The following is a 14,015-nucleotide window of genomic DNA, read 5'->3' as shown; positions in this document are numbered from 1 at the left end:
GCCGCATCGTCCTATTGAAATATCCCGCGGTATGGGTCCTGGCGTTCGCCAGGACGACGGCGGCGCGTTCGGCCGGGGCCAGAGCTTCAGAAGCTAGAACGTATTCCGCAGCAGCGGGTACTTCGCCTCGATGCCGTCGAGGCTGAGGGTGAATTCGACGACGCGCTCGGGGGCGGCGACGATTTCGGCGGCGGGTGGGGCGAACTGCGGCAGAAGCATTGCCATCGCAGCAGGCGCCGCGGGCGGTGCCATCGCGGCAGGCGCAGCGATCGGCGCGAGCGGGGCTTCGGTCACCTCGGCGAGAACATTCGGCGTCGGGGCGAGCTTGACCGGCACGGCGGTCTCGGGGGCGATGTGGACGGCCTTCGGCTGCAACATCTTGGGCTGCACGGTCTGCGCCTGCTGCTCACGCGGAAACACGCGGGGCATCGTCGCCGGCGACCAGCCGAATGCGGAGGTGACGCTTGCGGCCGCCGCGGCGACGTCCCCGCCGGTGGCGATGGCGCGCCAGGTCTGGACGGCGCGCTTGGCTTCCTGGATGTTTTCGAGGAATGCGATCTCGGAATGATAGCGGCGCCAGCGTCCGGTCTCGAACATTTCGGAGAGATGCTCGAGCCGCTGTTCGGCGAGAGCGCACCAGCGTGCCGCGATCTCACGGCTACCAGCCGCGCCGCGAACAAACTCGCGAACAGACTCTTGGCGATGTGTCATGATCCAGCCCGTCAGGAGAAAAATACGGACGCGGGGACGCAACGCACACGAATCAATTTAGACGCGACATGAATATTTTGTGGAAAAGTTTTGACTTGTCCAGCAACGACACTTCGCTCGTCGTGAAATACCGTAGTCGTGCGGAGATTTGCTGTGTTTTCGAGTCAAGCTTCGCACAAGCATAGCGGGCGTGCGGGATGCCGGCCGACCGATGGCGATGAACGCAAACGCGGTCATTCAACCGGAAGCTGATCCCAAACACGGACTCAAGGAATCGGAAGCCCGAAAAGAAAAGACCCGTCCGGGGGGACAACCGGACGGGTCGAGCCATATGGGCGCTTGGGGTGGATGGGCGCTCGCGCCTGATATGACTGATGGGGAGGGATGACCGCTCCCACATAATTTGGTCGTGGCAGCCGGCCGAACGTTCAATGCGGCGTTCGATTATTTAACCTTCGGCCCGCGCGCAAAGTTGCCGCAGCGCCTATCGCCGCGCCGGCCTATCCGCCTGAGAAATCGTGGATTTATCATCCGTGCTCGACAGCGACGGCTGCTCGATCGCCCGAATGCCGGGCTCGTCGCGACGTGGCTGCCCATCTTCACGTTTTGTTGTACCGGACGCAGCCGCCACCGGCGTCGCACTGTTGGCGGGAACGGCCATGACCGCGGCAAACGCATCGGCCTCGCCGTCGCCGAACAGATCATCACGCCCGGGTGAGCCGAGATCGCGCGCGGTCTTCGCAAGCGTCATGCGCAGCGCTTCCGGCTTGAGCGCGTAGTTGCGCTCGAGCAGCAGCGCCGCGACGCCGGAGACATAGGCGGCCGAGAACGAGGTTCCCGACGTCATCTGGTATTTGCCCTCGGGCGCCGGCAGGAAGATGTCGACGCCGGGCGCCGCAAGCGCGATGTAGTTGCCGCGGTTGGAGGCGGTGAACAGCTTGTCCTGCTGGTCGGTCGCGCTGACCGCAATCACGTTGGGATTGGCGGCGGGATAGAGCGGCGGCGATTTCGCACCCGCATTGCCGGCGGCCGCGATCAGCACGAGGCCACGCGCGGCGGTCGCCGCGATGGCCCGCTCGATCACGGCATCCTTCGGACCGGCAAAGCTCATATTGACGATCTGCGCGCCATGCTCGGCGGCGTAGTTCAGCGAGCGCAGGACGATATAGGACGAACTCTCGGCGCCGCCCGTGGTGCCGCCGAAGGCGCGGATCGCGATGATGCGCGCCTCGGGCGCGCTGCCCATCAGCCGGGCATGCGCCACGATCGCCCCGGCGATGCCGGTGCCGTGAATATGCGGGCCCTCGGCGCTGCCGAGCGCGTCGAAATTGTCGGCGATGGAATTGGCGAGCTCGGGATGCTTGGCGTCGATGCCGGAGTCGATCACGGCAACCGTCACGTTGGCGCCGTGCGCCAGCGTGTGCGCCTGCGGAAGGCGAAGCCTGGCCAGCACGTATTGCGCCGGATCGCCCTCGGTCGGCACGGAGGATTTCTGGTCCTGGAGCACGTAGCGGAAGTTGGGCTGGACCGAGCGCACGCTGCCGTCGGCGGCGAACTCGCGCCGCACCGTCTCGGCGGGGCGGCCGTCGGTGATGCGAAACAGGCCGAAGGTCGCCCCGATCAGCGGGAAGTTCTCGGACGCGATGCGCGCGAGGCCGTGGCGACGCGCGAGCTGGTCGGCTTCGGCCACCGACAGCGCGCCGTCGATCTCGGCGACGAATTCGCCTGCGAAGATGCGCTGGTTCAGCGCAACGGGTGTGTTGTTGCCGCGCCCCTTGCTCGCGCTCTTCTTGCCGGACTTGCCGGCGCCGTCACCGCCTGCATTTGGCTGCGCCAGGCATTCGCCGTCGGCGTCGCGGTAGGGTGCCGTGCAGGACGGATAGAGGTTCGGCGAGTAGCGCGCATAAGGCAGCACCGGCGCCGCCGGCCCCATCCGGGGCGAAGGAATACGCGCAGTCGTCATCGTGCGCGGGCCGCGATCGATGCTCACTGCCCGCGCAGCGACGCTGGGAGAGATGGTCGGCGTGCGCGAGGGGACGCTGATCGTGGGCGTGCGCATGATCGCCTGCGCCTGCGCGACCTCGACGCCGAGACAGGCGGCGAGCAGCAGCGCGGCTCCGACGGACGAAGCGTAGGCCCCGGCTCGCAACTTACTCTCGGACTTGCGCGTCATCGGTTCAGCGGCGCCTTACGGCGCCGCGACGGCGAGGTTGACGACCTTCTCGCGCTGCATCCTGCCGAGCAGCGAGGCGAGCTCGTCCTGGCTCATCGCCTTGTCGAACTGGAGGCGGAACATGCCGCCCTTGGCATCCCCGATGATCGAGGCCTGGTAGCTGTCGAGCAGCGCCGTGATCTCGGCGACCCGCGCCTCGGGCGTGAAGCGCACCAGCGCGCGCGCCGGTGCAACCGCAGTCCCAAGCTCGCGCGTGATCGGCGCACTGGTCGAAAGCGAAGCGGTCTGGAAGGTCGTGGGCTGGGTCTTCATCAGCACCGCGCCGATGATGCCGGCCTGAAGCACGAGCGCGACGGCACCGAGGCTCCCCGACCAGGCCAGCGTCCGCGGCGACAGGCTCGCGAAGAAGGTCGAGATGCGCGCCGACAGCGGCAGCGATCCGGTTGCACGCGCCGGCTCGACGTCGATCGCGGTGAACAGCTTCTGCATCGCGCGTGCCGACGGAGCACCCAGGCTCTCGTTCAGATGGATGGTCTCTTCGTACTCGCCGCGGATCGCGGCATATTGCTTGGCGAGCTCGGGATCACGCGCCAGCGCTTCCTCGACGCGGCGTGCGTCGCGCGCGTTCAGCGTGCCGGCCGCGTGCCACGGCAGAAGCAGTTCAATCTCACTGGGCTCTTGCTCCAGCATCTTCTTGCTCAAAGCCATCATGGCCAGCCTCGCTCAACGCCGGCTGCTTTCAGCAGTTCGGCCAGTTTCTTGCGCGCATAGAACAAGCGCGTCTTCACAGTGTTCTCCGGTATCCCGACGATTTCGGCCACCTCTTCCACGGACTTCTCGTGGTAGTAGACAAGATCGACGATTTCCCGGTGTTCCGGCGAGAGGCCCGTCAGACACTCCCGCAACGCTTGACTGGTATCCTTCTTCTGCACCACCGTTTCCGGATCGTCGGACGTATCCTCGATCGCGTTCGCGGCGTCTTCGTCCAACTCAAAATCCTTCCTGCGCCGGAGCGCCGAGAGGGCCTTGAATCGGGTAATGGCCAGCAGCCAGGTGGAAACTGCGGATCGACCCTCGAACTTGCCGGCTTGACGCCAGACGTCGAGAAACACCTCGCTGATGAGGTCTTCCGCCGCCTGCTCGTCCCGTACGAGCCTTAGGCCGAACCTGTAGACCCTGACATGGTGCCGCCCGTACAGCACCTGCATGGCAAGCCGGTCACCCTGAGCGATCCTGGCGATGAGGATCTCGTCCGAAGCCGCCTGTGTCACGCTCAAAGGCCGTCTCGCAAGGTTGGTCGGGTCGATGCAGCGGACGGTTCGACGGCAGGTGCAAAATTGTTCAACCTACCGCAGTCATACGGGAGCTTGTGTAATCTACCCCACATACGCGGATTTTTCCTGCCCCGCCCGCGCGGATTGGCCATTTTGGTCCAGATAGGTAACATAATACTGCAACACTTCCCTGCGGAATGCCTGCCCGGGCACGAATGGGCCGACCAAGTTCGGTTCCATAGCAGTCCTGCACGACGTATGTCTCACGAAGCCCTGCTTTGGCTCGACCGCATCGCAAACGATGCCTAATCGCCGGCAAATTTCCCCTGCGACCGACACCACCCTGTTTTGCGCTGCACGGTTCGGATTCGTTTTCAAAGGATACCAAACCTAAAGGCTTGCCACGTAGATTTTTGGGCTGACATCCACCATTGGCGGGACCATGAACACGGCCGCGACGTCCCTTCCCGAGAGGAATGCCGCTGAGGTCGCGGAGCTCGTTCTCGCGCCCGAGGCGGCGGCGCCCGAAGTCCGGGCGCGCCGGGCCCGGCAGCGCCGCCAGATGTATATCGGCCAGGTGGCGAGCTACTCGCTCGGCGCCTCCGTCCTGATGATCTACGCCTATGACGGCGCGATCTCGGTCGACATTGCCTCGCTGTTCTGGTTCGGCGGCCTCCTGATCATCGGCACGTTCACCGTGCTGTCGGAAGCCGGCGTCGGTGACAGATTCACCGACCACTATCTCACCGTCTTCCAGATCTCGGCGCATATGGCGCTGCAATTCGTGTTCCTGCTGTCGGTCCCGACCATCGGCATCGCCTTCATCTGCGTGCTGTTCCTGATCTTCGCCTTCGGCACGCTGCGCATGACCTCGGCGCAGGCGATGATCACCTGGACGCTCGCGGCCACCGGCCTTGCCGCCGTCTTCCTCGCCTCCGACCTGCCGATCGGCATGCCCGTTGCAACGCGGCTCCAGCGGACCGCCTCGATGCTGTGCTTCGTGCTGGTGATCGGCCAGTGCGCCTTCCTCGGCCTGTTCGGCGCCACGCTGCGCAAGATCCTGTACCAGCGCAGCATCGAGCTGAAGGCGGCCTATCAGCGCATCGAGGAGCTGGCCGAGCTCGACGAGCTGACCGGTTCCTACAACCGCCGCTGCATCATGCGGCTGCTCGACACCGAGATGGAGAAGTCGCGGCGGGCATCGACACCTTGCGCGATCGCTCTGATCGATCTCGATTGGTTCAAGTGCATCAACGATGCCCACGGCCATCCCGTCGGCGACGAGGTGCTGCGCACCTTCTCGATCACCATCTTCGCCAACATCCGCCCGTCCGACTGCTTCGGCCGCTACGGCGGCGAGGAATTCCTGCTGTTGCTGCCGGACACCGATGGCGAGGCCGCCTCGCGCATGCTCGAGCGCTTGCGCAGCATCGTCGCCGATCTCGACTGGAGCGCATTCTCCCTGGGCATGCGCGTGACGATTTCCGCGGGCGTGGTAACGCTTCGCGACGTTGATACTGCCGACACGATTCTCGCGCGCGCCGACAGCGCGCTCTATTCCGCCAAGGCGCAAGGGCGCAACCGTATTGCAACGAGCTGACCAATCCATTTTCTCCGGCGTGTGAGAAGCCGCCGCCGGACCGAACGCTCCAGGACAGGGCAATGATATCCAGATCCGCCAGACCATCCGAGAACCTGCTCGAGGAATTGCAGGCTGCGCTCTCGCACGGCACCGTTGCGCGCCGGGTCGAGACGTTACGCCGCGTCACCGATCTGTTCGTGGGCAATGCAGTGGATTACTCCGACGACCACATCCGCGTGTTCGACGACGTGTTCCAGTGCCTGATCGAACAGATCGAGACCTCGGCCAGGACGCTGCTCGCCGACCGCCTCGCACCTATCGCGGCGGCACCGCCGAAGATCATCCGCACGCTCGCGCTCGACGAGGTCATCGAGGTCGCCGGCCCGGTGCTGTCGAAATCGGAACGGCTGGACGAGGCGACGCTGATCGAGATCGCGCGCACGCGGGGCCAGGCGCATCTGAAGGCGATCTCGCTGCGCCGGGTGCTGTCGGAGGCGCTGACCGACGTGCTGGTGACGCGCGGCAACGAGGAGGTGGTGCAATCGACCGTCAGCAATCCCGGCGCGCAGCTTTCCGAGGTCAGTCTCACCGACCTCGTCACGCGGGCCGAGCGCGACGACGACCTCGCCACCTGCATCGGCCTGCGGCCCGACCTGCCGCGCCATCACTACCTCAGGCTGGTCGCGAAGGCGTCGCTGAGCGTGCGCAGGAAGCTCGAGGCCGCGCATCCGGAGCTCGCGGACGAGGTGTCGAGCGTGGTCCAGGAAGCGGCCCAGCGGGTCCGCGCCGCGGCCATGACCAGGCAGACCGAGATGGCGCGCGCGCTGGTGAAGTCGCTCCACGAGGACGGCCGCCTCAACGAGGTCCAGGTCGCCGCCTTCGCAGACCAGGGCAAGTTCGACGAGACCAATGCGGGGCTTGCGGCGCTCGCGGGCGTCGCGGTCGAGACCGCCGAGAACATGATGATCGAGAGCCGCACCGAGGGCGTGATGATCCTCGCCAAGGTCGCGGGCATGTCGTGGGCGAGCGTGCGCGCAATCATCGCCATGCGCGAAAAGCTCTCGGGCGACTCGCAGACCGACATGCTGACGCTGCGCGATACCTACGAGGCCCTGCGCTCGTCGACCGCGCAGCAGGTGCTGCGTTTCCACCGCATGCAGCACAGCACGACGCCGGCGGCCTGATACCGCAACACCCTCGCCCCGAGCAGCGCACCGTCGCGGCTGCCGGCGCGGTCGCGATCGTGTACCAGGTCGCGACGAACAGCGGCGAGTCGTCGGTGCGAGGCGTAGAGCGTCGCAGCGAGCCCGGCGGACCGGATCAAGCTCCTGAGCCTTCTCTCCACGGGCCATCCACGGCGCGCCGCTTATGGCGCCGGCGATTTTTTTGTTTTAGCCTTCCGGAGGAATCGTCGCTGGGGGGGGTGGTATTGTTGCGTCTTGTCAAGCCGATAACACGGTCAGAACTTGAGCTTTGGCGTTTTCAGAGCTTGGCACTGTGGGGGGCTTGCGTTGGCGCCGTTGCAGCTGGCCTGTCGGCCTATCTGATCCTGAATGCCGCCAGGCCGGACCTTGCCGTAAACCTGGCACAGGACTTTCCGGTCGTTCAATCAGACGTCCCGAACAGCGAGGCCATCAAACGCGCCGAGAAAATCTTCTATGTCCTGTTCTACGGGTTCGGCGCTGCCGCAGCGTTTGCTGCCCTCAAGCTCAGAAAGTTTTTCGAAGGCCGCTCGCTCGTTCTGTTCTACCTCTCGTCGGTGATCATCGTCACAGAGCTGCATCCGTTCCTGCGGGCCACATTCGAGCCTAGACTTCAAAGGGTCGCGCTGGCCGTCCTTGTCGTCGCCGGCTTCATCCCGTTCGTGAAACGCTTCCCGATCCGCATTCACATCGATGGCGATGCGGAATCCAGGCCGATCGGGCTATTCGAATTTCGATGGGTCGATGCGGTGCTGATCGCTGCACTGCTGGCCCTGATCCTGCCCGGGGACGTGCAGGGCATGGCCACGCGGGCGTTGGTCGGCAATCATCCGGTATCCTACCTGACGGGGCCCGCGCTCTATCACTTTGCAAAGGACATGGTGCCCGGCCGCGACTTCCTGTCGTTCTACGGATACGGGCCGCCTTACGTGTTGAGCAGGTTCCTCACCACGGACGTCAACGCCCTGTATGGCCACTACATCCGGATCATTGCTGCAAGTCTCGTGGTGTTCCACCTGTCGGCCTATTGGGTGCTGCGGGACTTCTTCCAGAACCGGGCGATGCCTTTCGTCTTGACGGTCGTGTTTCTCGCCCTGTGCCAGTACGCCAACGGTGACGCTTTCGGCGGGCCGTCCGCGCTCGCGATCCGGTACATGTTCGTGTTTATCGCCGTGGGCATTCTGGCGCGTCTCTTGGTGAAACCGTCCGGCTGGTTGCTGGTGGCGCTGTCCGCCGTCAGCGCTGCCTCGATCTTTTGGAACACCGAGACCGGGATCTATACCTGGGCTGTGGCTTGTGCCGCGTTATGCGTGCGGTTGCTGGAACGGCGCCGGTTTTGGGAGGTCGCGGCTTTCACCGGCATGTCGATCGTGTTCCTGCTGGCATTGTTCGTTGCCGCATTCGGCCCGGCCGTCCTTTCAAAGGACTTCCTGTACGTCTTCCTTGCCCCGCTCGGTCTGCACAGCTTCTCGAACTGGGTAGCGGTGATCCTGATCTGGAATCCCGGTTTCGGGACGGTCTACCAGATCGTCATGCCCGCGATCGCCATCGCCACGGCGGTGAGCGTCGCCGGTGCGTGGACCGGCTTACGCACGATCGAGCGCGCTTATCTGCTTGTTCTGTCTCTCGTCGCGCTGGTGTTCATGACCAAGTGGGTGAACCGATCGCTCGACGCGGTATGGCAGCAGAACGCGTTTGCCTATCTTGCCGTTGGCGCTTGGTGGGGCCGATCGGCATTCCGTGCCGCAGTCGGCCGAACGAAGTCGCAGTTGGTCCCGGCCGTGTCGCTGGCGGCGGTCGCCGTCGTCTCGGTCGCCGTGCTTCTGAGTGCGCAGGATCGGCGACAGACCGAAACGATGACGATCGGCCTGCGGTCGTATTTGAAGTATCCAAGCATCGCCAGCTTCCGATGGAAACAAAGCGCGGACCCGGTCAAGGTCGCGCTCGACGCCAGCGACGTCGACCTGGTCAACAAGGTCGTGCCAGCCGGTGGCCGCATGCTGCTGTTGTCGGACCAGGATTGGGCTGTTCTCCCGACGCTTGGCCGGGCTCCCAAGAGCGAATTCATGCCTTTCCGGGACGCGTTCAGCCGGGACCAGGTGATCAGGAGTTTTGCCGGGGCCGACTATTTCTTTTTGGAACGCGGCGCGACCTACCAATATGATTGGATGAAGGAGATGGTGGACGAGATCTTGCAGGAGCAGTTCGAACGCTCCGACGAGTCGACCCGGTTCATCCTCTATCGCAGGAAGTCATGACGCTGAAACTTGCGCGGGTTGTTTGAGCGCCGACGACGGAGCGCGCGGCCTGGCTGCGCGGTCAGTATCTCAGGACTTTCGAGCCGGCCAACGCGCCGACCGCCGCGACGAGCGCGGTCGCGAGCGTGTACCAGGTCGCGACGAACAGCGGCGAGTCATCGGTGCAGTGCGAGGCGTAGAGCGTCGCGGCAAGCCCGGCCGACACCAGGCCGGCGAGCGCACCGGCGAGCGCGGGGTGCGATGGCGCACCGTGGCGCAGGCCGAACAGCGCCCCCGCCAGCAGCGGCAGCGACATCGCGGGGATCGCCAGCAGGCAGACCCTGGAGTTCTTGCCCATCAAGCGCATCGACATCGGCATGGTCGGCGCCATCATCGCCTCGCCGCCGATCGCGACCGCAAGAAGGCCGACGGGAAGCAGCAGCAGCCAGCCCCAGCCGCGCAGCAAGGCCTCGGGCCGCGACAGATGCAGGCTGACGATGATCGCGGGGATCGCGAGCGACAGCGTCACCGCGAACTTCATGTCGAAAAACGGGTTGTGCATGGCGCTCATCACGTCGCTCCGCACGCCGAGGAACGTCGCGAAGATCAGGATCGACAGGGGCGCGGCGACCAGGAGCGCCATGGTGAGCACGGTGCCGACGCGCGGGGCGCGATGGGCGTTGTCGGCCGCGAGCGAGCGAATGAGTTGATCGGTATCCATGACTAGTCGTCCCGCAGTTTGGCCGTGAGCGCCGCAAGTCCGCGATGCAAAGCGACCCGCACTGCGCCCTCGCTCATCGAATACTTTGCCGCCGTATCCTTGATCGACGCGCTGTCGACCGCGATCGACTGCAACACGTCGCGCTGGCGCTGCGGCAGCGTATTGAGCTGCGCTGTGACCTCGCCCGCCGAAGCCGTCTCCTGCGGCGTTTCGCCCGGCAGGGTCTCGGCGAAATCATCGATGTTGACGAAGACGCGCCGGCCCCGCCGTCTTAGCGCGTCGATCAGCTTGTTGCGGGCGATCGCGAACAGCCAGGGTGCGAAGGGGGCTTCGCTGTCCCAGGTGTGCCGCTTCAGATGCACCGCCAACAGAATCTCCTGCACGATATCCTCGGCCTGGTCGGGAGGCTGGCCGGCCCGCGCCAGCCCGCGCCTCGCGGCAGCGCGCAGCACCGGCGTGACCGCCTTCAACAGGCGATGATACGCCGCATCATCGCCTGCCATGGCCGACCGCATCAGGCCGGTCCATTCGTCCTCACGTCCGCGCACGCGCGCCCTCACCATGCAATTCGGCCGCTCTTTCAATTTGTTACGCCGGCACCCGCATGATCACGAATTCGTGATCGATGCCATGCCACCGTCCAATGCGGCCGCGGAAATCTGCGACGGCTCATAACACCGATCGATCCCGTCCGCATCCGGCGGCCAGCCCCGAAGGGGTGGCTTGCCCCGTTTTTGCCCGGTCTAGCCCGAAGATTCCCATTTTTTGCCCCGCTGTCGTCACGCCACGGCGTCTCTGTTCGGTCCGGGCATGGGTGGATTGGGGAGATCGTCAACATGATGAAAGCCAGCGGGCGCGCTGCCCTGATTCTTCTGGCCGGGCTTTTCCTGGTGTTCGGAGGCGCTGCACAGGCGGCGCCGAATTCGGCTGCGAGCAGCAAATCGGACAGCGCGGGCAAACAGGCTGATGCAGTCCAGCCGAGCAAGCACAAGCGCCACGATGCTCGCCGCACCAGCAGCAAGACGGCGCAGAAGTCCACCGACGACAAAGCCGGCAAGACGGACGCCGCGGCCAAGACCGACGAGGCCAAGGCTGACAACAAGGCTGACAGCAAGGCCGGTGGCGACGTGCCGGCCTCGGGCCAGATGCCGCCGGAAGTCGCCAACGCCAATGCGCAGCTCGCCGCCGCCGATACGCCGCCCGCGGCTGCGGCCTCCGCGATGACGGGCCGCGCCAACGACAACGTCCAGGCAGCGGCCGATAATACCGCCGCCCCGAATGCCGAGAGCCAGGTGGTGGCGCCCGACCAGCTCAACGATCTCGACCGCGCCCTGCAACAGGACAGCCCTCCGACGCAGAAGCAGAACGCGGTGATCGCCGCAACCGACGCGCAGCCGCGACCCGCGCCGGTGATGGCGAGCAGCCACCAGAGCACGGCCTGGGATCAGAGCTCCCTGATCGGCAAGATCTTCATCGGCGTCGGCACGCTACTGACCCTGGCCTCCGCCGCGCGGATGTTCATGGCCTGATTTCCTGGCCTGATTTCTTGGCCTGATTTCTTGGGCCTGATCTTTTGGCCCGACGGACCTCGCCCGGGACGCGCAGTTTGCTGCGCGTTCCGGGCGACCTTGTTCCGGCAGCTTTTCAGGCCCCTTGAAGCCCACCGCGGCAGCGGGCACATTGCCCGCCCAATCAAAAGCGTGGGTGGAGCATGAGCACGTTCGAACACATCATCGTCGAAAGCAAAGGCGCGGTCGGCATCATCAAGCTGAACCGGCCGAAGATGCTCAATGCGCTCTCCTTCGGCGTCTTCCGCGAGATTGCAGCCGCGGTCGACGATCTCGAGGGCGATGATGCCATCGGCTGCATCGTCGTGACCGGCAGCGAGAAAGCCTTTGCCGCCGGCGCCGACATCAAGGAGATGCAGCCGAAGGGCTTCATCGACATGTTCTCCGAGGATTTCGCCGCGATCGGCGGCGACCGCATCGCGCGCTGCCGCAAGCCGACCATCGCTGCGGTCGCGGGCTACGCGCTCGGCGGCGGCTGCGAGCTCGCCATGATGTGCGACTTCATCATCGCCGCCGACACCGCCAAATTCGGCCAGCCCGAAATCACGCTCGGCACCATTCCCGGCATCGGCGGCACCCAGCGCCTGACCCGCGCCATCGGCAAGTCCAAGGCGATGGACCTCTGCCTCACCGGTCGCATGATGGATGCGGCGGAGGCCGAACGCAGCGGCCTCGTCAGCCGCATCGTGCCCGCCGACAAGCTCATGGACGAAGCCATGGCCGCCGCCGAGAAGATCGCCTCGATGTCGCGCCCCGCCGTCGCCATGGCCAAGGAAGCGGTGAACCGCGCCTTCGAGACCACGCTTGCCGAGGGCATGAGCGTCGAGCGCAACCTGTTCCACTCGACCTTCGCGCTGGAAGACCGCTCCGAGGGCATGGCGGCGTTCATCGAGAAGCGCAAGCCGGTGAACAAGAATCGGTAACGCCGGCAAACGGTAAGGCCGGTGTAAGACTCCGCCGCTTTCCCGCACAACCCCTGTGACGCACCTGCAACAAGCACGGAATACATGGGGGTTTTCCCCGCGGCAGTTTGCCTGCGGGACCCCGGCTGGTTAAACAGCTAAGAGGCCACCGTCGGCGGGGGCGGACAGCCGGGGTTAGCGGGATTACATGATTGGGCGAGCCGCCAGAGCTGGTCGCGTGATGACGCGGCATCGATCGGGCGTGGGTCCTGTGCTTGCGACATGGACTACGCTGGCGGTGTGTTGCGCCCTCTCCTCCGCTGCATGGGCCGAAGCCCTGCCGGAGGCGCTCGCCAAGGCCTACCAGACCAACCCGCAGCTCAATGCCGAGCGCGCGCGGCAGCGCGCGACCGACGAGAACGTGCCGCAGGCGCTGGCCGGCTACCGGCCGCAGATCGTGGCAAGCCTCAGCGCCGGCCTGCAATCGGTGCGCAATCTGCTGCCCGACAACACCATCCAGACCGCCAATCTGAAGCCCTGGGTGATCGGCGTCACCGTGACGCAGACCCTGTTCAACGGGTTCCGCACCGCCAACAACGTGCGGGCCGCCGAACTCCAGGTCCAGTCGGGCCGCGAGGCGCTGCGCAATGTCGGCCAGGGCGTGCTGCTCGACGCGGTCACCGCCTACACCAACGTGCTGGCGAACCAGTCGCTGGTCGAGGCGCAGCGCTCCAACGTCGCCTTCCTGCGTGAGACGCTCGCCGTCACGCAGCGCCGCCTCAACGCCGGCGACGTCACGCCGACCGACTCCGCGCAGGCCGAAGCCCGTCTCAACCGTGGCCTCTCCGACCTCAATGCCGCCGAAGTCGCGCTCGCCGTGAGCCAGGCGATGTACGCGCAGGTGATCGGCAATGCGCCGTCGCAGCTCCGGCCCGCCGAGGTCGTCGACCGCTACCTGCCGAAGAGCCGCGAAGACGCGTTGACGATGGCGATCCGCCAGCACCCGGCGGTGATGGCCGCAAGTTTCGACGTCGATGTCGCCTCCACCAACATCCGCGTCGCCGAAGGCGCGCTGCTGCCGAGTGCCAGCATCCAGGGCAGCGCCAGCAAGAGCCGCAACAACGACCCGACGCTCGGCACCTTCGCAGAGGACCAGGCCTCGATCGTCGCCAACGTCACCGCGCCGATCTACGACGGCGGCCAGGCCGCCGCGCAGACGCGGCAGGCCAAGGAGATCACCGCGCAGAGCCGGCTCGTGCTCGACCAGGTACGCAATCAGGCCCGCACCGCAGCGGTCAGCGCCTGGGTTGCGAACGAAGGTGCCAAGATCGCAGTCTCGGCCTCCGAGTCCGAAGTGAAGGCGGCGACCGTCGCGCTCCAGGGCGTGCAGCGCGAGGCCGCCGGCGGACAGCGCACGACGGTGGACGTGCTGAACTCGCAGGCCGACCTGATCCAGGCCAAGGCGCGGCTGATCGGCGCGCTGCGCGACCGCGTGATCGCCTCCTACACGCTGCTCAGCGCCGTCGGCCATCTCGACGTCAAGACCTTGAGCCTGAACACGCCGGACTACCTGCCCGAGGTGCACTATCAGCAGGTCCGCGACGCCTGGCACGGCCTGCGCACGCCGTCGGGGCAGTAATTCCAG

At 65.7% G+C, this 14,015-nt stretch carries 12 protein-coding genes and 1 pseudogene; 6 read left to right on the top strand and 7 right to left on the bottom strand.

Features of this window, described 5'->3' with window-relative positions:
- Positions 1-93: 93 nt before the first annotated feature.
- The 4 genes from E4K65_RS01005 to E4K65_RS00990 all read right to left on the bottom strand — a co-directional run bounded on the left by E4K65_RS01005 (position 94) and on the right by E4K65_RS00990 (position 4,161).
- Positions 94-711 carry a TIGR03809 family protein gene (locus tag E4K65_RS01005; protein ID WP_167770424.1) on the bottom strand — a complete coding sequence of 206 codons (618 nt, stop codon included), beginning with the start codon at positions 709-711 and terminating at the stop codon, positions 94-96.
- Positions 712-1,195: 484 nt separating this feature from the next.
- Positions 1,196-2,884 carry a S8 family serine peptidase gene (locus E4K65_RS01000; RefSeq protein ID WP_135172516.1) on the bottom strand — a complete coding sequence of 563 codons (1,689 nt, stop codon included), beginning with the start codon at positions 2,882-2,884 and terminating at the stop codon, positions 1,196-1,198.
- Positions 2,885-2,899: 15 nt separating this feature from the next.
- Entirely contained in the window at positions 2,900-3,595 is a 696-nt protein-coding gene (locus E4K65_RS00995) for a hypothetical protein (protein ID WP_135172515.1), read from the bottom strand.
- Entirely contained in the window at positions 3,592-4,161 is a 570-nt protein-coding gene (locus E4K65_RS00990) for a sigma-70 family RNA polymerase sigma factor (RefSeq protein ID WP_027544139.1), read from the bottom strand. Before E4K65_RS00990 ends, E4K65_RS00995 begins: the two co-directional genes overlap by 4 nt.
- Positions 4,162-4,600: 439 nt before the next feature.
- Between E4K65_RS00990 and E4K65_RS00985 the strand changes: the two genes are divergently transcribed.
- Both E4K65_RS00985 and E4K65_RS00980 read left to right on the top strand, forming a co-directional pair.
- Positions 4,601-5,758: a GGDEF domain-containing protein gene (locus E4K65_RS00985; RefSeq protein WP_135172514.1), complete on the top strand. Its 1,158-nt coding sequence runs from the start codon at positions 4,601-4,603 to the stop codon at positions 5,756-5,758.
- A 62-nt stretch (positions 5,759-5,820) separates the two neighbouring features.
- Positions 5,821-6,924 carry a DUF2336 domain-containing protein gene (locus E4K65_RS00980; RefSeq protein WP_135172513.1) on the top strand — a complete coding sequence of 368 codons (1,104 nt, stop codon included), beginning with the start codon at positions 5,821-5,823 and terminating at the stop codon, positions 6,922-6,924.
- On the opposite strand, the pseudogene E4K65_RS48420 reads toward E4K65_RS00980, so the two are convergent.
- A pseudogene (locus E4K65_RS48420) lies at positions 6,924-7,055 on the bottom strand (NrsF family protein); the annotation flags it as partial. The gene E4K65_RS00980 and the pseudogene E4K65_RS48420 sit on opposite strands and share 1 nt — an antisense overlap.
- Between E4K65_RS48420 and E4K65_RS00970 the strand changes: the two are divergent.
- On the top strand, positions 7,020-9,200 hold the full coding sequence (locus tag E4K65_RS00970; protein WP_135172512.1) for a hypothetical protein: 2,181 nt from the start codon (positions 7,020-7,022) through the stop codon (positions 9,198-9,200). The pseudogene E4K65_RS48420 and the gene E4K65_RS00970 sit on opposite strands and share 36 nt — an antisense overlap.
- Before the next feature lie 61 nt (positions 9,201-9,261).
- On the opposite strand, the gene E4K65_RS00965 is transcribed toward E4K65_RS00970, so the two are convergent.
- Both E4K65_RS00965 and E4K65_RS00960 read right to left on the bottom strand, forming a co-directional pair.
- A complete protein-coding gene (locus tag E4K65_RS00965) occupies positions 9,262-9,900 on the bottom strand; it encodes an NrsF family protein (RefSeq protein ID WP_135172511.1) in 639 nt (212 codons plus the stop codon).
- 2 nt (positions 9,901-9,902) lie between these two features.
- Entirely contained in the window at positions 9,903-10,448 is a 546-nt protein-coding gene (locus E4K65_RS00960) for a sigma-70 family RNA polymerase sigma factor (RefSeq protein ID WP_167770423.1), read from the bottom strand.
- A gap of 288 nt (positions 10,449-10,736) precedes the next feature.
- Here E4K65_RS00960 and E4K65_RS00955 point away from each other — a divergent pair, with 288 nt between their 5' ends.
- From E4K65_RS00955 to E4K65_RS00945, 3 genes are all read left to right on the top strand, one after another.
- Positions 10,737-11,429 carry a hypothetical protein gene (locus E4K65_RS00955; RefSeq protein WP_135172509.1) on the top strand — a complete coding sequence of 231 codons (693 nt, stop codon included), beginning with the start codon at positions 10,737-10,739 and terminating at the stop codon, positions 11,427-11,429.
- 182 nt (positions 11,430-11,611) lie between these two features.
- Positions 11,612-12,391 (top strand): enoyl-CoA hydratase, encoded by a 780-nt coding sequence (locus tag E4K65_RS00950; RefSeq protein WP_135172508.1) that lies wholly within the window; start codon positions 11,612-11,614, stop codon positions 12,389-12,391.
- Positions 12,392-12,578: 187 nt separating this feature from the next.
- Positions 12,579-14,009 carry a TolC family outer membrane protein gene (locus tag E4K65_RS00945; RefSeq protein ID WP_135172507.1) on the top strand — a complete coding sequence of 477 codons (1,431 nt, stop codon included), beginning with the start codon at positions 12,579-12,581 and terminating at the stop codon, positions 14,007-14,009.
- Positions 14,010-14,015: the final 6 nt, after the last annotated feature.

Origin of the sequence: Bradyrhizobium niftali (assembly GCF_004571025.1) — a bacterium.
Taxonomy (GTDB): domain Bacteria; phylum Pseudomonadota; class Alphaproteobacteria; order Rhizobiales; family Xanthobacteraceae; genus Bradyrhizobium; species Bradyrhizobium niftali.
This window is presented reverse-complemented; position numbering and strand designations above follow the sequence as displayed.